Annotated in this window: 16 protein-coding genes and 1 pseudogene; 10 read left to right on the forward strand and 7 right to left on the reverse strand. The window is 64.3% G+C overall.

The genetic code is table 11. The annotated features are described in order from the left end of the window. Nucleotides 1-12: 12 nt before the first annotated feature. The 7 genes and pseudogenes from QZ546_RS17675 to QZ546_RS15575 all read right to left on the reverse strand — a co-directional run. Nucleotides 13-1,092 (reverse strand): annotated as a pseudogene (locus QZ546_RS17675) (recombinase family protein); the annotation flags it as partial. 254 nt (nucleotides 1,093-1,346) lie between these two features. After that, nucleotides 1,347-2,135: a hypothetical protein gene (locus QZ546_RS15550; RefSeq protein WP_294239515.1), complete on the reverse strand. Its 789-nt coding sequence runs from the start codon at nucleotides 2,133-2,135 to the stop codon at nucleotides 1,347-1,349. Continuing rightward, nucleotides 2,135-3,265 carry a hypothetical protein gene (locus QZ546_RS15555; protein ID WP_294239517.1) on the reverse strand — a complete coding sequence of 377 codons (1,131 nt, stop codon included), beginning with the start codon at nucleotides 3,263-3,265 and terminating at the stop codon, nucleotides 2,135-2,137. The genes QZ546_RS15550 and QZ546_RS15555 overlap by 1 nt, the downstream gene beginning before the upstream one ends. Next, complete coding sequence (locus tag QZ546_RS15560; RefSeq protein WP_294239519.1) at nucleotides 3,258-3,590, reverse strand: hypothetical protein; 333 nt, start codon at nucleotides 3,588-3,590, stop codon at nucleotides 3,258-3,260. The genes QZ546_RS15555 and QZ546_RS15560 overlap by 8 nt, the downstream gene beginning before the upstream one ends. Further along, nucleotides 3,590-4,591 (reverse strand): hypothetical protein, encoded by a 1,002-nt coding sequence (locus tag QZ546_RS15565; protein ID WP_294239521.1) that lies wholly within the window; start codon nucleotides 4,589-4,591, stop codon nucleotides 3,590-3,592. Before QZ546_RS15565 ends, QZ546_RS15560 begins: the two co-directional genes overlap by 1 nt. Then, complete coding sequence (locus QZ546_RS15570; protein ID WP_294239523.1) at nucleotides 4,588-5,223, reverse strand: hypothetical protein; 636 nt, start codon at nucleotides 5,221-5,223, stop codon at nucleotides 4,588-4,590. The genes QZ546_RS15565 and QZ546_RS15570 overlap by 4 nt, the downstream gene beginning before the upstream one ends. A gap of 342 nt (nucleotides 5,224-5,565) precedes the next feature. Next, on the reverse strand, nucleotides 5,566-5,715 hold the full coding sequence (locus QZ546_RS15575; protein WP_294239527.1) for a hypothetical protein: 150 nt from the start codon (nucleotides 5,713-5,715) through the stop codon (nucleotides 5,566-5,568). Between the two features lie 179 nt (nucleotides 5,716-5,894). On the opposite strand from QZ546_RS15575, the gene QZ546_RS15580 reads away from it, so the two are divergent. From QZ546_RS15580 to QZ546_RS15625, 10 genes are all read left to right on the forward strand, one after another. Further along, nucleotides 5,895-6,779, forward strand: coding sequence for a 3'-5' exonuclease (locus QZ546_RS15580; protein WP_294239528.1), 885 nt, complete (start codon nucleotides 5,895-5,897; stop codon nucleotides 6,777-6,779). A 122-nt stretch (nucleotides 6,780-6,901) separates the two neighbouring features. Beyond that, nucleotides 6,902-7,444: a hypothetical protein gene (locus QZ546_RS15585; protein ID WP_294239530.1), complete on the forward strand. Its 543-nt coding sequence runs from the start codon at nucleotides 6,902-6,904 to the stop codon at nucleotides 7,442-7,444. Nucleotides 7,445-7,526: 82 nt separating this feature from the next. After that, nucleotides 7,527-8,414, forward strand: a complete 888-nt coding sequence (locus QZ546_RS15590; protein WP_294239533.1) for a hypothetical protein — start codon at nucleotides 7,527-7,529, stop codon at nucleotides 8,412-8,414. Between the two features lie 126 nt (nucleotides 8,415-8,540). Further along, a complete protein-coding gene (locus tag QZ546_RS15595) occupies nucleotides 8,541-9,566 on the forward strand; it encodes a WYL domain-containing protein (RefSeq protein WP_294239535.1) in 1,026 nt (341 codons plus the stop codon). 212 nt (nucleotides 9,567-9,778) lie between these two features. Beyond that, entirely contained in the window at nucleotides 9,779-10,558 is a 780-nt protein-coding gene (locus QZ546_RS15600; protein WP_294239540.1) for a PD-(D/E)XK nuclease family protein, read from the forward strand. An 11-nt stretch (nucleotides 10,559-10,569) separates the two neighbouring features. Next, complete coding sequence (locus QZ546_RS15605) at nucleotides 10,570-11,187, forward strand: hypothetical protein (RefSeq protein WP_294239542.1); 618 nt, start codon at nucleotides 10,570-10,572, stop codon at nucleotides 11,185-11,187. A 79-nt stretch (nucleotides 11,188-11,266) separates the two neighbouring features. Next, on the forward strand, nucleotides 11,267-12,754 hold the full coding sequence (locus QZ546_RS15610; protein WP_294239545.1) for a DUF2779 domain-containing protein: 1,488 nt from the start codon (nucleotides 11,267-11,269) through the stop codon (nucleotides 12,752-12,754). Continuing rightward, entirely contained in the window at nucleotides 12,751-13,818 is a 1,068-nt protein-coding gene (locus QZ546_RS15615) for a hypothetical protein (protein WP_294239548.1), read from the forward strand. The genes QZ546_RS15610 and QZ546_RS15615 overlap by 4 nt, the downstream gene beginning before the upstream one ends. Before the next feature lie 65 nt (nucleotides 13,819-13,883). Continuing rightward, nucleotides 13,884-16,850 (forward strand): AAA family ATPase, encoded by a 2,967-nt coding sequence (locus QZ546_RS15620; RefSeq protein ID WP_294239550.1) that lies wholly within the window; start codon nucleotides 13,884-13,886, stop codon nucleotides 16,848-16,850. Then, nucleotides 16,847-18,163: a restriction endonuclease gene (locus QZ546_RS15625; protein WP_294239552.1), complete on the forward strand. Its 1,317-nt coding sequence runs from the start codon at nucleotides 16,847-16,849 to the stop codon at nucleotides 18,161-18,163. Before QZ546_RS15620 ends, QZ546_RS15625 begins: the two co-directional genes overlap by 4 nt. The last annotated feature ends 187 nt before the right edge of the window (nucleotides 18,164-18,350 follow it).

Consider the following 18,350-nt stretch of genomic DNA (forward strand, 5'->3'; position numbering starts at 1 on the left):
AAGCGCACCGAGCACGACAGCATCAAGCCGCTCCTCGCGGATATTCGGGCAGCCACACCGGGAGGCGCCTTTGTTCACCTTCGCATTGCAGGAGTAATAGGAATAGCGACCACCCTTTCCGGTGTGGATCGTCATGCCCTCGCCACAGATGCCGCACTTTGCGACGTTCGTCAGCAGCGTCGGGCCGTTGACGACACGCGGTGGGGTTACGGTCGGCCGACGCACGGCGCGCAGCGCCGCGACCGCATCCATCGTCTCCTCCGGGATGATCTGCGGGCATTCGACCCGGACCCACGTCTCCTCGGGTGCCTTCCCGCCATGTTCGTCGCGGGTCATGTCGAAATAATAGCCGCGGTAGTGACAACGACCGAGAATGCCGGCGACGTTCGAGTTACTGAAGCTGTTGCCATTGGACAGCGTGTACCCGCGCTCGTTGACCCATTCGGCGATCGCGCGGGCGCCCATCGGACCGCTGCCCTTACCAACAGTGGCGAGGTCGAAGATCAACCGGACTGTCCGCGCATCATTCTCGTGGATGAAGAGCTTTTTCTTAGCCTTCGTCCCGCGCATTTCCACCGTTCGACTTTCGTAGCCCAAAGGCACGGGGCCGCCGTTGAAAAAGCCTTCCTCCGCGTTCCGCCGCATCGTTCGACGCGTATGTTTGGCCGTTTCGAGTGCGAAATACTCGTCGAACGCGGCGATGACGTTGCGCATCATGGCGCCCATCGGATCGTCGGAAAAATTTTGCGTCAGCGAGACCAGTCTGACCTTGGCGCGCTTGAGCCGCGCGAAGGTCGGGATTTGGGTTTCCATGCTGCGGGCGAAGCGCGACAGGGAGAGGATCTTGATCTCGCAGATACCATTGGCGGGATCCTCGACGAAGTCGAGCATGCGGTTGAACTCGGGTCTGCGGGCATCCTGCCCGCTCTCGCCCGGCTCCACGAAGATCCGGATTACAATCTGGCCCTTCGCCTCGGCGTCCGCGCGGATCTGCGCCTCCTGGCTGTCGAGCGAGGTGCGATGATCGGCCTGATCGTCGGTCGAGACGCGGACATAGCCGACGATCCGTTCGGCTTCGGGCTTGATACGCATAGTTACGCTCCCTCGATCAGGTCCGTGAACGCCTGACCCAGCAGGTGGAGCAGCATATCAGATTCCCCCTTCAGTGGCGGCACAAAGTCGGGCGCCGGCGCTAAAATGCGGACCAGCCGCGTGACCGTCCCGGAATGAGTCGGTTTAGGCGGCTGGCGTGGTGTTGGAGGTTGCGTCGGCGGGTCCATGCGCCGGTGGTGCAGATGGCGATCCGGGAGAGGTTCCCGCCAAAAGTCCGCGGAAAACTGGGATTTTTACGTCCTGAAGATCGTGCAGAATTGCGGATCGGAGGCGAGTGCCGAATAACCCTGGCTCATTCTCGCCATGATTCGCGCGGTCAGGCGGGTCGGACGGCTTTTAACGTAGAGCGGCAGGTAGGCGTGAACCGCCTTCTTCGCTTCGAGCATGATCTGCTGCCAGCGCGAGGGCGGCGCATCGGCTGGCGTCGAAGGTCGTCCCTGACGGCTAGGCAGGGCTTCCCGCTCCTCATGCATTTTAACGAAGGTGGAGGACGAGGCGCCATACACCTTCGCATCCTTTTGAAGCCGGTCCCAGAAGTCGACGTCCCGGTCGCGATCGAACCAGCCCCCATAGTCGAAGAAGGCTCCACATGGGCGGTCGAAGTCGTGATCGTCGAACCGTTGGGCGAGATTGCTCGCCCTATTCACCAATCCCTTGCAAGTGACTTCGTCGGCATCGAGCGAGGATGTCGCCGCCAAGCGACCGGCCAACGTAGGCATCGTGTGTGACAGGATCCGATATACGATGAGGCCGAAGGCGACCCGCCAGTCGGCCCCGTTTACACCGCGGTGACTGAGCCTGTCCGTGATCTGACGCACGGCGAGGATAACCGTGTTTTCGACGTCGAGGCCGTAGAACAGGACGAGGTGCTTCGCACGCACGCCGCGCTCAGTCGGCTTGTCCAGTTCGGATCGGCGGATGAAATCATGCGTCGCGTGATCTGCCGCGGAAGCGGCCAGATCGCAGATCCGTGTTCCCAACGCATAGGCGTGATGTGTGTAGCGCGGCACCGTCGTGCCCATCAAATACACCTTCCGCCTGATGAAGCCGGTTGTGACCGCTCGGTGGTAGGCTCCCAAATCGAGATAGCGCCCAGCCGCTCGAATTCGGCGAACGCCGCGTGGGCGTCGATATACGCATAGCTGAGCCGGAAGATCGGGTGCGGGGCCGCCAGCCAGCGATGCCTGGCCAGCGCGACGTCGAGCCGCCGTGCCATCAGCAGGCGGTAGACGTCAGGGGCGTCGACCGCAGTCACCTCTTCGATCATCGCCTGCACTGCGGTTTCCATGGCGGGGTTGCGCGTCGCCAGTCGGCTCGGCAGTCGCCCGGCGTTGCGGTCATGCTCGGGCGGGATGCCGCGCATCGTACCGCGCGTGATATAGACGTGGATCGCATCGGCGGCACCTGCGGCTACTCTGATCGAATGCACGACGGTCTTGGTCGCGCGCGCCCGGCGGAAGCGCTCGACCTCTTCCGCGAGGAGCATGGCTATGCGCCGTGCGGCGACCGGCCGTTCGTCTGAGAAGTAAATGCCGGTCGCGATCCGCGCCGCGCCGATGACCGCGGCTTCGATATTAAGCGCGGCAAGCTCTACAGCGCCTTTGTTGCGGCCGGTCTTGTCGGACCTGCGCCGCCTCGTTTCATAGGATGCACAGGCCGCCGCGATCATCGATGCAGCGACGAACAGCTTCGCCCGCCAACCATTGGCGCGCAGGATGTCGGAGGTTCGGGCGTGGTCGCCGATGCTGAAGCCGAGCAATTGTTCGCTCAGGTCGTCGCCGCTCGCGTCATCGGGATTGCCGACGCCAAGAAGGGTCTGCGCGCGAATGAACCGCTCAATGCCGCCCGCGTCCTCGGGCAGGCGATGCGGTGCGGGCGTCCCGCCCGTCCAGACGCCATCTCGCCAGAGCGCACGGATTGCGGCATTGAAGGCGGCTCGGCCGACACGACGGCCGACCGGGTCATCAAGCATGCCGTTGCCACTGTTCCATGGGACGTCGACGCCGGGCAGCATTGCCCGCAGTTGGCGATCGACCTGCTTCGGTGTCGCCTCAGAACACGATGCCATATCCGACGCGTCGTCGGGCACGACGGTATCGCGAAAGACGATGGCGGCGATATGACGCTGGACGGGATCGACGAGGTCAATCATCGATGCCCTCCATTGTCTTCGGGTCGCTGAAATAGGCCACCAGCGCGGCGATATTGGCATCGGCGTGACGGGTGCGTTCGTCACTGAAAGTATCGAAGATCTGCTTGATCTCGGCCAGTCGGGACGCGATTCCGACCAGCGTGGCGTAATGTCTGTAGAGCGATGCCGTCGTCCCGTTATAGGCGTTCATGATTTCCCGGGCCCGCCGAAGCAGCTGCTTACGCTCGTCGATCCAGCGCTGCACGTCGGCGACCTGAAACGTTTCTCCCTTGTCGGTGACCGTGACGACCATCGGCCGCATCGACCACGGCTGATCGTCTGCCATTAGCGCTGCTCCTCGTCGGACTGCTGGAAACGGGGATTGCCGCCCGCATCGGCGATCCATTCGGAGCTGTCTCCGCGGCGACCGAGCTCGATCATCGGCAGGCCACGCGCCGCTTCGATCCGCTGCATCATGTGACGCTGGCGCTTGGTCGGCGCCCGGTCACGCCACTGGCCATTTTCGCGATAGGGCTCCGGCACCGCCGACCACGATGCCTGTCGCTGCGCGTCCCGGCGCGCCGCGCGTGCGAGGAGCTCACGCTCGCCGATCGGGGCGAGAAGCGTCGCGTGGGTCTTGACCGTGGCGGTCAGCGCGTCGCCGAGCGGCGTGTCCCTGTCGATGCCAGCCGTGCGATCGACGAGCTGGGAGAGCCCCCCGCGATAGGCGAAGGCGGCGACCCATGCGATGCGATTGCGGTGGTGGAAGCCGAAGCGGTGCCAGACCATGCCGAACCCCAGCATGGGGTTGTGCGCGACCTTATCGGTAGCCGCTGCACCGCGCTTGATCAGCGCCGTCGCGCCTTCCTCCGCAAGACCATCGCCGCCATCATTGAGGACAGAAGGAAAGGCCGCGAGCAGATAGTCCAGCCGTTTATTGAGCTTGGCGACCTCCAGCGTGACCAGAGGAGAGCGCCACGGGCGGGCCAGAAGGCCTGCCAGCGCGAGGCGATGCCGCGGCTTGAGGCCCGCATAGCGACAGTCGCCGCCAGCGGTATAGCCGTGCGCATGGGGGTGCGGCTCGATCGCGGCCATGTCCGCCTCGGCCTTCGCCGCCTCCGCATCGGCTGCCGCCATATCGGCGCGTGCGGCGGCGATCAGCGCGTTCAAACGGTCGACCGGTTCGTGAGGAATCGCGATCGGAAACGGGGCGGCGGAATTTTTCACGGTGATCTCCTTGCAGAAGGAGATCACCGTGCCGGTCGCCTTGGCTCGGATGTTCCCGTCGAAAACGCGCGGATTTCTGCCGAAAGAGCATTCCGGCGGGAGCGATGCCGGTCGAATCATTCGGACGCTTCTCCATGCTCGCCGAACGCAATCGACTGCTGCGCAGGCGCATCGGCATCCACCGCATCGCTGGGGGACGGTCCGGCGGCCCCGGTCGCCGTGGCGATCTCTTCCGGCTCGGCGGCCGTGTCGTGCCTCGCGGCATCGGCCTCACGCTGGTCGAGCCGCCCGCGCAGCACATCCTCGCGGCGCTGCGCCTGTGCCAGCGAATCCTCCAGCGCGCCGATCCGGACGGTCGCGGCCGAAAGTTCGGCCTCGGCCTTCTGGCAAATGTCCAGCACTTCGGCGGTTTCGCTCTCCGCCTCGACACGGCGGCGCTCGGCATCGGCGACGCGCATCGCCGCGGTACGATCGAGGTCACCGCCGACCGTGCGCACCGTCCGGACGAAATGGTCGACCGCCTGCAACGTCAGTTGCTCGAGCAGCGCCCGGAAATCGGCTTCCGCGCCGGCCGGCATATCGATCGCCGCCAGCCCCATCTCGTCCTGCCGACGCCGGCGCCAATTCCGAACTTTGGCATAGAGCGCTCCATTTGGCTCGCTGCTCAGGCGCTTGGCCACTTGATACGGCGTAACCTCGCCCGGCGTGCACCCACGGGCCGCGACGATCTCGTCGGCGGCCTTGTTCACCATCGGCTGGCGGACCCATTCATCACTGTTCCTCACGGTCTGTCTCGCACCTTGCGAGACGACGCTCCTGCGATACCCGCGCTATCGCAGGTGTCGCATCTATCGCAGGAGCGATCGTCCACACATCGTCATCGACGCGCTACCGCCCGAAGGCGGCGCGCAGCTAGCCTTGACGATGGGGGGTTACGGTGCCGCCCAGCCAGCGGGTGGGTGGCTGAGATGCCGCCGGGCTTCGCAGACGTTATGGAGGAAGCACCGGCCCGCGGTGCTGGCGCGCTGACGCACGCGCATGACGATGGCGAACGTTAGAAATGCCATCACGACGGATACGAGTCGGCGGTACAGTCATGGTCCACCAAGGCGGCGGAATGCATCGCCATCCAATATACGCGCGGCGGCGGCGAGAAGTTGGCCGAGCACCTGAAGCACCGACACGTCCATCGCCGACGTCGACGCGGCGCCGTCTGTCGAGGAAGGATGGATCGGTGAAATCATGCGGTCCTTATAGGAAATTTTCTCGCCGCCACCAAGCATCGCGGCCGACCGATGTCACTGTTCGCCATTTTTGTGCAGCATCGAAGGAAAAGCCGCTTCGACGGCAACTCCTGTGATCAGGAAGGTTGAGAGGAAAAGCCTCGCATCCGCTCGGTCGATTATATCAGGAGATATCGACCATGACGCACATCACCAGCGCCGCCTCGGGCGAGGCAGCGCTTTCTCCATTCGCGGGCGACGCAGACATCAGGATCCTGCACCGCGTGTCGTCACTCAGCGACTTTCCCCTCGCCGAACCGGGCGACGGACCGATCCGCACGGTGGCGGTCATCGATACCGAAACCACCGGCACCGACCCGGATCACGACGAGATCATCGACATCGCCGTCGTCATCGTCGCCGTGGATCCGGTCGGACAGATCGTGCGCATCGACCGCGCGGGGCAGGCGCTGCGTGACCCCGGCATGCCGATCCCTTCCGCTATCACCAGGCTGACCGGCATCACCGACGCGGATGTGTGCGACAAGGTCATCGACCTCGACGCGCTGGAGGCGCTGATCGCCAGCGCGGACGTGCGCATCGCCCATAACGCGGCATTCGACATCGCCTTCGTCGAATGGCTGCTCCCCGGCCTCGCGGGGGCCGCCTGGGCGTGCTCTGCCCGGGACTTCGACTGGCTCGAATACGGCTTCGACGGCGCAAAGCTGGGTCACCTGCTGATGCAGATCGGGCGCTTCAACAACGGCCACCGCGCGATGGCGGACGTCATAAGCCTGCTCCACCTACTCGCGCATCGACTGGCCGACGGATCGACCGTCATCGGCGTAATCCTCGCCAATGCGGAGCGGCCGACCGTCCGCATCGAGGCGACCGGCGCGCCTTTCGACAAGCGCTCGATCCTTAAGGGGCGAGGCTATCGCTGGGATCCTGCCGCCAGGGCGTGGTGGATCGAGATCCCGGCCGAGGACCTCGAAAATGAGAGGCTATGGATCCAGCGCGAGGTGACGCCGTGGGGACCGACGCCGCGCACCCGGCCACTGACCTGGAACGAGCGGCACCGCTGACAATCAGAGGCGCGCCATCAGGCGCGCCGATCCCACATTCGGAAACAAGAGAAACGAGCACCGCGAAGGAGCGGAAAAGAAATGCTCCGGCCGACCGGCCGCCACAGAAAGGAACGACCCACATGACAATGATCCTGCACCACCAGAACTTAATGATCGCCCTCCGCGAAGAGATGGGTTGGCCGAGCTTCAGGCCCGCCAACGACTGTATCTCCTGGGCATCCGGCCAGGAATTTTCTTTCGACGTCGGGAACGAGCTCGCCCGCGTCGCGCAGATGGCGGGCCGGGACGTGATCTACACCGGGTGGGCCAGCGCCCGCGCCAAGGATCCGACAAGCATCGCTATCGCCTATCGCGAGATGCTGACCATCGACGTCGTCGATAACCTCGTACCCTTCGCCGCGAGCGATCGCTCGCCGATCATCCTCGTCAGCACCCACGCGGACGAATTCTTCGCCATCGATCGCCGCGGGTCACTCGCGCGGGTCGCGGGCAAGCCGAAAGGCATCGGCATCGGCAAGGGCAAGGCGCTGGCGATGAAGCGCATCAAGGCGTCGGCGAGCACGATGGGTGACGAACTGCTCGCCAACAACCAATTCGTCCCGCCCGGTGCGGACTGGATCGAACCGGAGGCGCCTTTCGGGGCAGTCGTCCGGTTCGGCTGACCGCCGCTAGGGCGGGCCTCGATCATCGAGGCCCGCCCATCATCTTCCCTTGTTGCCGGTCGCATCCCGGCGGAGACACCCTATGCACATCGACTTCAAATCCGAAACCCGCACCCGCAGCTGGATCATCTTCGACATCGAAAGCGCGGTGATCGACAAAACCGGGCATCGCCGCTACCAGCAGATGGAGCGATATGTGCCCCGCGACAGTGGCGACGATCAGCCCGGCCGTCGCGGCTACAAGCGCGGCGAAGACCCGCTCAGGACCCCGCGCTGGATATTCCAGTCGATCACCACGGCCTGCGCGATGGTGCTGACCGAACATCCGGACGGCAACGCCGAAGTCAGCCGATTCGTGACCATGTCGGCGCCGGATCACACCGAGAAGGAGATCGTCGCGGGGCTTCTGCAGGTGCTGGCCGACGCGCCCGCCGACACGGACCTCGTCAGTTGGGCCGGGTCGTTCCACGATCTGCCGATGCTGGTCTGCGCGGCCATGCGTCATGGCCTGACCCTGCCGAACAACTGGAAGTGGCTGGCTTTCGGCGGCGACGGGCGCCAACGCCATGTCGATTTCGCCCGCGTCGCCACCGCCAACATGAAGATGAAGCCGATCCATGAGTCCGAGCTGCTGGCCGCCTTCGACATACCATCGAAACTGTCGGCGCCCGCCTTCGCCGTCGCCCGGCTGATCGAGAGCGGCCAATGGGATCTGGTGCAGGAGCAGTGCGAGGGGGACGTGATCGCAACGGCCCTGCTGCTGTGCCGCTGGCGCAAGCTGCACGATCCGCGTGTCGACGCCGATATGGCCGAAGACCGCATCCTCCGCCGCGTGTGCGAACTGCGTGCCGGACGTGGCTATATCGCCGCATTGGAGGCGCGCCGAGCCGCCCGGTTCGCCGCCCAGTACGACAAGGCTGCGAATGACGCCGTGCGGCTAGCCCCCTGGCTGGAGCAGGACGCCGCGTGACTGGCGGAGGCCGCGATGTCAGAGTCATCGCGGCCTCCGCCCATGCATCATCAGGCCTTGCCAATCGCCCCTTAGCCATCGAAGTCTACGACAAATCTGGACGTGGGGTGGTCAATGACGGACAGGATGGCCAAGTTGGACCGGCTGTTGGCGCTGGTTCACGCGCTTTCGGAAACGACCGACGGTCTGACGCTAGACGGGATGGCCGAGCGGCTCGGCGTCAACCGACGAACAGCCGAGCGGATGCGCGATATCATCGCCAATCACTTCGATCTCGACGAGATCGCGGACGACCGCCGCAAGCGCTTTCTCATCCGCGACAGCCTTCGTCGAGCCTATACCCGTCCGACACCGGGCGAGGTGGCGGCGTTACAAGCAGAGGTCGAGGGACAACGCGCCGCGGGTAAGGCGGCGCGCGCCAGTCAGTTGGGCAGCCTGCTGGCGAAAGTAAAAGGTGCGCTGGACGATCGCGAGAAACGTCGGATCGACCCGGACCTCGACGCACTTGTCCGGCTTCAGCGGAATCTGGTGACAGCCGGGCCGATCGCAGCGGTGGCACCTGAAACAGTCGCGATGGTCCAAGGCGCGATGCTCGCCGGCCGCTGCGTCGAGTTTCATTACGTGACCGATGATCGACCGGAACCTCGGTGGCGACGCGTGATCCCCTATGGCCTCGTCCATGGCCCGTTGACCTATCTTCTCGGCAAGATGCCGGGTCGGGACGATCAGCCGGTCTATTACCGGCTCGATCGAATGACGGGCGCGGAGGTGAGCGACACGCTTGGCTGCGCACCGGACGACTGGAATATCGACGCTTGGCTGGCCGAGAGCTTCGCGGTCTGGCGCGACAAAAAGCAGGACGTGACGCTACGCGTACCGACATCTTCTGCTGCGCGAGCGCGGAGTTGGCGCTTTCATCGGCTCCAGCAGGTCGAGGAGCTGGACGATGGTGGGCTGCGCATCCGGTTCACGACCGGGGGCATGCGCGAACTCGCCGAACATCTATTCACCTGGGGCGGTGAGTTGGTGATCGAGGGGCCGGATGCCTTGATCGACGTGATGCGCGAGCGCATCGACGCGGCGCAGACGATGCTGCCGCAGATCGGGGTGCGACCGCTTCTGTCGCAACAGCATGCGATCGGTTCGGCATGACGACTCACCGATCCGCCTCCCTGCTTGGCGTGCCAAAGAATTTCGTTCGCGCCGCCTTGGCAGTGAATGTCTTCGGCTGGTTTAGGAAATGGCCAACACGCTCATACTCATTCGCGCCGTTCATGTGCCTCGACTGGCCGGCGAGAGGTGTTGCCGGTGTCCATGCCGGCGCATTCGCCGATCAGTTCCGGCCTTGAAGTAAGGATTGCCTTATGATCGCGGAAATTCCCTGCTGGTCAAATGGCCTCGCTCTATTCGGCAAAGCGTGGTCGACTGATCATTCGCCGCGGCGGAATCTGCAATGGATGAAAGGTTTGTCGGGTTTCAGCGCCGAATGGCGGGCGGGCCAGCCAATCGCATCCGTCAAAACAGCAGAGGTGCCGGAACGATTGGGCGCTGAGCAGCTCGCCCTGGCGCTGACGGCTTTGAACGGAGCAGTGCGTGATATCCTCAATCGTGGGGATGCCTTCGATCCTTGGGTTGCCGCCCGGTTGCGGCGCGACGAGGTCCGCAACGCATCGGTGCTCGCAGCATTCTTGACCCCAAGGCAGACAGGGGATTTCGCGTATCGTTTTCTACATGCGTTGCTTCGTCGACTGGACGATCCGCAAGGATCACTCCCGACGCTGGCCACGCTCCGGCATGGCTATCGCGTACGAACGGAAGATTGTCCGCTCGGGCTTGCAAGCGAGCGCGTCGACCTGACGTTGGAAGGCCCCAGCTTTCTTCTCGGTATCGAGGTGAAGATCGACGCCCCGGAGGGAGATGACCAATTCGGCCGCTATGTGCGGACGATTGCCCGTCGCGCTCGCGACGGGGATCGATCAGCGCACGTCGTCATCCTTGCGCGGCGCCGAATGAAGGTGCCCGATGCAATAGCGGCCGATTGGAGCGACGTGGCGTCAGCCGCTCGTGAAATCGCTGCGACCGATCCCGCCAACCCAATCAGCCGAGTTTTGCGCAGCTTTGCGGCGCACGTCGGCGGTTTCTGAGGAAAGAGCCAATGACCGAACCTGATACCGCGGACACAATTGTCATGAGGCACCTCAGCGACATCGAGGGGGCGGTTCGCCATGTGAAGGGCGTTCTCGAACCCAAATTTTGGGAGGCCGTCTCGAACCGGATGGAGGCTTGGGCGGCGGAGCGCGATTGGATCAAGGACGTCGATCCACAAACCGAAGGTGACTATTGGTTGGCGCCCCGCGCGTGGCAGTCGCCGGACGACGAGGACGATGCCGAGTTCTGGTTCTCGCTGACCGTGACGTCTGGGGATAATGGCGAAGACGTGACGGCGCTCGCTCCGTTCGTTGGCGCCAGTGCGCACGGCAACCGGTATGTCCTCTCGTTCGAGCGCGAGCGCCCGAAGAAGCGGGCGTGGCAGACGCTGCTCAGCCAGTCGGACGAACTGCTTCAGCAATTACGCGAGCGCGAGTTCGAAACTGACACGCGCGCCGGTACCATCGCATATCCCGTAATCCTTGATGCGGGCGAATTGGGCGCGGCGTTTGCTGACGAGGATTTTGACGTGGTGCTCGCCCCGCTAATGGCGGTCCTGGGCGTGGCAGAGCAGGCTCTGCACCTGTTCGATCAGCTCGTCCTGGCTGGCCGATCCGCGTCGTGAAACGCCGTCTCATCTACGCAGGCGACGCGGCGCTTGCCGAATTTCTGCCCGCGCTTTTCGTCGAGGAAGAGATCACGCCATGACGGCCGTTCTGCGCCGTCACGGCCTGTCCAAGTCGCGCATCACCGCATTCGAACAATGCCCCAAGCGGCTGTGGCTATCCGTTCATCGCCCGGACTTGGCAGAGCAAGATCATGGGGCCGAGGTTCGGTTCGCCACTGGGCACGAGGTCGGCGCGATCGCCTGCGCATTGCTGCCGGATGGCGTTATGGTCGAGGCGGAACCAGATCTTGCCGCCGCGCTCGCAACGACGCGGGCATTGCTCGATCGTGGTCATAATCAGCCGATCTTTGAGGCGACCTTCCAGCACGACGGCGTCCTCGTGCGCATCGACGTGCTGGAGCCGGATGGTGCAGGCGGCTGGCAAATGGCAGAGGTGAAGAACTCGACCAAGGCCAAGGACTATCACGTCGGCGACCTCGCGACCCAGCTCTGGGTCGCGCGCAACGCCGGTGTACCGATCAGCAGCGCGGCGATCCGCCATATCGACAGCAGCTTCGTCCTCGAACGCGATGGCGATTACGATGGCCTGTTCGCCGACACCGATCTGATGGCGCAGGCCGAGCCGATCATCGCCGGTCGAGGCGAGACCGTCGCAGCCGCGCGGGCGACGCTGGCCGGTGCTGAACCGGATAACGCGCCCGGCGCACACTGCGATGCACCGTTTACGTGCGAGTTCGCCTGCTATTGCCATGCGGCGCTGCCGGCCAAACCGGAATGGCCGGTGACAGTGCTGCCGCATGGCGGCGGAAAGCGCTGGATCGAGCAGGGTGTCGTCGATCTGCTGGCCGTCGATCCCGCCGCGCTGACCAACGCCGTCCACGCTCGCGTCCATCGCGCAACCATATCAGGCGAGGTGTATCACGATGTCGAGGGCGCCCGCGCAGCGATGGCTGGCTGGGCGTTCCCACGCACCTGGCTCGACTTCGAGACGATTGGTTTCGCTGTTCCGCGTTGGATCGGCACGCGACCGTACAGCCAAGTGCCGTTCCAGTTCTCGGCCCATGTCGAGACCGCGGACGGCGTCATCATGCACCGCGAATTCCTCAGCCTTGATGGGAGTGATCCTCGCCGCGCGTGCGCCGAGGCGCTGGTCGAGATGGTGCCGCCGACCGGCGCGGTCATCGGCTACAACGCCAGCTTCGAAAAGGGGCGCATCCTCGAACTGGCCGCCGCGTTCCCGGACCTTGCGGACGCGCTGACCGCGATGGCGGCGCGCGTCGTCGATCTGCTACCGGTCACCCGTGCCAACTGGTATCACCGTGACCAGCGCGGCAGTTGGTCGATCAAGGCCGTGCTGCCGACGATCGCCGCCGAGATGGATTACGCCGCGCTTGAAGTGAAGGACGGCGGCAGCGCGCAGGAAGCCTATGCCGAAGCGATCGCCACGGATTGCTCGGCCGAACGCCGGCTGGCGCTGGACGCCGCGCTCCGCGCCTATTGCGGTCGTGATACCGAAGCGATGATCATGCTGGCGCGGCGGCTAACCGGAGCAACACAACCGTGACCGACGACATTCTGACGCTGAGCCATGCGACCGAACGGGATATCGATCTGTTGCTTGTCGAGGAATTGCGCTGCTCTCACGCTTTTCGTGATCGTTTCATTTCGGAGCTGTCGCTGCTCACCGGCGCTGCGCTCAGCCATCGCGGCGGCCGGGTCTCCCATAGCCGACGGCGCATGCACAGTCGACGTGAGATCGACGTGCTTCTCGAGATCGATGGCGATGACGGCAGATATGCCGTCCTCATCGAGAACAAGCTCGACACCACCGAGCAGCCGCAGCAGGCGGAGTCCTATCGAATGGAAGCGACGGCACTCGTTACGGAGGGATTTCACAAAGCATTGACGGTGCTCGTCTGTCCTGAAGCCTATGCTGCGAAGGCACCGGCCTTCGCGGAAAAGTTCGATGCCGTTTTCACCTACGAGCGTGTTCTTGCCGTGTTGAAGGCGCGCGCAGGTTCGGAAACCGGTGAACTGGCTCTCCGACTGCAACATCGCGCCGAGCTAATGTCGCAGGCTATTGAAAAGGGACGGCGCGGATATCAGGCCGTTCCGCTTGCTGCCGTTGGCAACTTCACCCGCGCCTATGTCGCGATGCTGGGCGAACTCGGGATCGCGCTTCCGCCCGGTCCCAGCATGCTCAAGGAAGCGCCGGCTGAAAGCAAGACGATGATCTTCGCGCCGTCCGCGTTGCCGAAATGGGATTTCCTGCCACAAACGCGGCTGGTCCATCAGTTGCGGGAGGGCAATGCCAATATCTGCCTCTACGGTTGGGGGGACCATTTTTCCCGGCTCGCTGGGCAGATGGCATCAGCGCTTGCCGACACCCCATATCGGATCGTGCCAACCATCAACAAAAGGGCCGGCGGACGTGCGGGACTCATGATCGTGACGGACACGCCCACGATAGACAATCTCGCCGACTTCGGTGCTCAGCGGGAACAGATCGAGTTGGGCATGCGGGCGACCGAGGCGCTCGCTGCCTGGTTCACAACACAACGAGACGAATGCCAGGCGTGGGCCGAACATGTGGCTGCATTGAGCGCAAACAGGCGGGAGGATTTGTGAAAGAAGCTGAGTTCAAAGCGTGGATGGAAGCGCAGGGCTACTCTCGCAACACGATCAACACCCAGATGAGCAAGGTTAGAAAGCTCGACCGCGTCTTCGGTGATCTCGATCAACTTCATGCGGATGGAAGGCTCGACGAGTTGGAGGCGCGATTGAAGGCTGGCAACGACCTGCCTGAAGATATCGGCAACGATGGCGAGCGGGGACACCTGCCCACGAGCCTGAGATACTATCGTCGCTTCCTCGAAGGCGGCAGCACATCCGCCCGCGATCGGGGTCATGCCGAGCTGATCGCTCGCCTGACCGCGGCGGATATCGAGGCGACGATGGATGATTGCGATGCTGCTGGCGTCGATGATTTCCTGCGCGCCCATGGATTTATCCGGCCGTCGAACTGGGCCATTCGCCCGTCGAACGGCCAGCGCTATCCGGCGAAGGCCATCGTCGGGATCGCGGTCGGCAAACTGCCCGGCGAAATGCCCAGGACCGCCAGCGAATTTTTCGGTGGCTTTGGTGAAAGCCAGTCCTATGCTCTGTTAAAAGCGCTGGGCTACACGATCGTCGGCCGGGACGACGCCGGTGCAAAGAGTTCGAGCGCAAGGCTTGGACTAACCGCACAGGACATCCTCGACGCCATCGCGCGGTGCGATGCCGCCGGATCGGTCGAGGCGTTCATCGCCGACCATGACGGGCTGGGTCTGCCCGCCAAGTTCTGGCTGCTTCACCGTGGCAAGCGCTATCCCAGCAAGGCCATCGTCCGCGACGCCCTCGCGCACACCGGCAGCGAAGCACTGCCCGGTGGCGCGCAGTGCAAAACCGCGCTCGATGCACTCGGCTTCGTCGTTATCGACTGGCCGGCGTTCAAGGCGGTACGCGATACCTTCCTATCCCGCATGACGGGGTTCGAGGACTTTCGTCGACAGGATGGCGATTACTGGACGATCGAACGCCGTTACAAGGACCAGACGATCGACAAGGTTCGCGCGCTTGCCGCGTCGGACGCCGATGATCGCACTGCCGGCGAGCAGATCTATCGCGCGCTCAGTGTCGATGTGCAGGGCCTGCCGCTCAGCTGGCGCACGCTCGACGAGGTGCAGAAGGCTGACGCACCCCTGCGCGACAGCTTCTTCGAGATCGTCGCACGGCTGGCGCGCAGCGAGGATGATCCGCTGGCGACGATTACCGATGGCGCCCGTACGCTCGAACAGCTGAAGGCGGACGGTATCGCCGGCCTGCGTCGCGGTGAGGTGCTGGCGATCACCATCAGCGTCGTCGGCACGATCCACCCGGAAGCGGCGAGCTGGTTCAAGGTCAGCCGTGTCGAAGCGATGGGCAAGACCCTGTTCGGCCGCAAGCTGTTCGCCCATCCGCAGTTCGAGCCGACCGATCTCGACGAATATCTTCAGCTGCTGCGGGCGCTGTTCGCTTTGTTCGGGGAGGAGCTGGGCTGGGATCCGCTCGATCTGTTCGACGTGCAGGGCTTTGTGTGGGTGGCGCTGGAAGACAAATGGGACGGCGAGGAGACGCCGCCGCCGGCTACGCCAGTCGAGACGGTCGAGGCTGAGGTGTTGCAGGACGGCCCCTATTGGTTCGTCGGCGCATCCTATGGCCGCCGCGACGATCAGGTCGAGCGGTTCCTGGCCGAGGGTATCTGGGACATCGACAGTCCCAGCGATCGCAACCGCGAGCAGGTGCTGCGGATGCAGCCGGGCGAGCGGATCGCGATCAAGGCGACCTATGTCCGCAAGAACGGTCTGCCGTTCGACGGGCGCGGGCGATCAGTGTCGGTCATGTCGATCAAGGCGATCGGCACTATCACCGCCAATGCCGGTGACGGCGAGCGCGTGTCCGTCGACTGGCAGGCAGGGTACACCCCGCGCGAATGGTATCACTACACCTATCAGCCGACGATCTGGGAGGTGTATCCGACCAACGAGATGGCGCAGCGGCTGATCCGCTTCGCCTTCATGGACGCGCCGCAGGATTACGACTGGTTCCTGCGCAACATGTCGCACTGGGGCGGCCTGCCGGCCGAGGAAGCGCCCGCGCCGGACCCGGTGAAGCGTTCACCGCTCAACCTGATCCTTTACGGGCCGCCGGGCACGGGCAAGACCTATCGCACGATGGCCGAGGCGGTGCGGCTATGCCGCGGGCTGGCCGTGAACGACCTGTTGCTGACCGATGTCGACCGTCGGCAGGAACTGCGCAGGGCGTATGAGGAACTGAGAATTCAGGGGCAGATCGGCTTCGTCACCTTCCACCAGAATTACGCCTATGAGGACTTCGTCGAGGGCCTGCGCCCGCAACCGCTGGCGGACGGCGTCGGCTTCACGCTCAAGGCCAAGCCCGGCATCCTGCGCCAGATGGCCGAAGCGGCCGAGGCAAGCGCCGAGGAGCACGTCCTCGTCATCGACGAAATCAACCGCGCCAACATCTCCAAGGTGTTCGGCGAGCTCATCACGCTGATCGAGCCGGACAAGCGGCTAGGCATGGATGAGGGAATGCGGCTGACCTTGCCCTATAGCGAGGCGCGGTTCGGCGTGCCGGCGAACCTGCACATCATCGGCACGATGAACACCGCCGACCGCTCGATCGCGCTGCTCGACACCGCGCTGCGCCGCCGGTTCGAGTTTCGTGAGCTGATGCCGGACGCCAGCCTGCTCAAGCCGGTCGACGGCATCGACGTTGCCAGCCTGCTCGCCACGATCAACGAGCGGATCGAGTATCTGTTCGACCGCGAGCATCAGATCGGCCACGCCTATTTCATCCGCTGCGCGACCCGCGCTGACGTCGACGAGGTCATGCGCCACAAGGTCATCCCGCTGCTCGCCGAATATTTCTACGAAGACTGGGCCAAGGTGGCGGCGGTGCTCGGCGATGGCGACGATGGCGAGAGCGACCGGGAAGGCCGCTTCATCGACCGACGCCGGCTCAAAGCGCCCAAGGGGCTGGGCGGGGATGAGGATGCCGCGCCACGCTATCGGTGGCATGTGCGCAAAACCTTCTCCTACGATGGTTTCGTCGCCGCGTGATCCGCCGCACGATCCTCGAATGGGAAACCCTCCGCTACGGCAATGCGGCCGACGAAATGCCGATGACCGCCGCCGACCGGATCGCGGCGGTCGCGGCAGCCTCGCCTCTTGCCGGCCGCGGTGGTGGTGGCGTCCTGGAGCATGGTCGCAAGGGGCTGCGCGCGCGGGGCGTGGTCGGCGTCATCGCGGCGCAGGGCTGTGCGCTCGAAATCCTGCCCAAGATCGACGTGGCCGGCGGGAGTGATGCCGAGACGACCGGCAACATCCGCCAACGGCTCGTCCACATGCTGGCCGTCGCGCTCGACCTGAAGATCGACGCGGGCCAGGTCACCGCGCTCGACTGGCAGCGCGAGACGCTGCTCGAAATCCTTATCCGGCTGTTCTCGGCGAAACTGGTCAATGCAGTGCGGCAGGGAATGCCACGCCGCTATGTCGAACATGCCGACGACCTGCCGACGCTGCGCGGCCGGTTGAACGTGACGCGACAGTTTACCGTGCTGGCGGTGGAGCCATCGCGGTTGGCATGCCGGTTCGACGCGCTGACCCCGGACATCGCGCTGAACCGGATCATGAAGGCCGCGGTCACGCGCCTGTCGCGTATCGCGCGCACGACCGACAATCAGCGGCGGTTGCGGGAGCTGGCGTTCGCCTACGCCGATATCGCCGACGTGCCAGTCTCCGCATTGCGGTGGGACGAGGTCACGCTGGATCGCACCAACGCCCGCTGGCGCGAGTTGCTCAATCTCGCGCGCCTGCTGCTCGGCGAGCGCTTCCAGACCACCTCCGCCGGCGGCAGCGATGGCTTCTCGTTACTGTTCGAGATGAATACGCTGTTCGAGGAATATGTCGTCCGGATGCTCAAGCGCGCCCTGGCCGACACCGACCTACGCGTCGTCAGCCAGGGCGGACGGCTCTATTGCCTCGAAGCCGATGACCGACGGCAGGTTTTTCAGACCCGCCCGGATATCCTCGTCAAGCGCGGCGACGTCGTCCTGCAGGTGATCGATACCAAGTGGAAACGGATCGCCGCGCGGATCGACGATCCCAAACGCGGCGTGTCCCAAGCCGACGTCTATCAAATGATGGCCTATGGCCGGCTCTATCGATGCAGCAGACTGACGCTGCTCTATCCGCACCATCGTGACGCGGGATGCGACGAAGGATTGATCGGCGATTATGCCGTCAAATCCAGTTCGGACCGTCTCGACCTGTTCTCGGTCGATTTGGCGTACAGCGATCGGATCGAGTCCCGTCTCGCCTCCGTCTGTTCGCTCAGGGAGGCCGAAACCGACATCGCCGCCGCCGGACCATAGCGCATTCCAGCCACTCTATTTTTGCCCGACGCAGGAAAAATCGTTGCGCAGAGAACGGCGGGAACCTCCCCCGAATCGGCATCCGTAAGAGGAGGTAGGTTCAGTTAGGGGTAAGCGTGTTCGGCAGGCCGCCTTGCGGTGGCGCCGGTAGCGGGGATGCTTGTCGCCTTTGACGAGGGCGCGGGCG

This window comes from uncultured Sphingomonas sp. (genome assembly GCF_913062585.1).
GTDB lineage: Bacteria > Pseudomonadota > Alphaproteobacteria > Sphingomonadales > Sphingomonadaceae > Sphingomonas.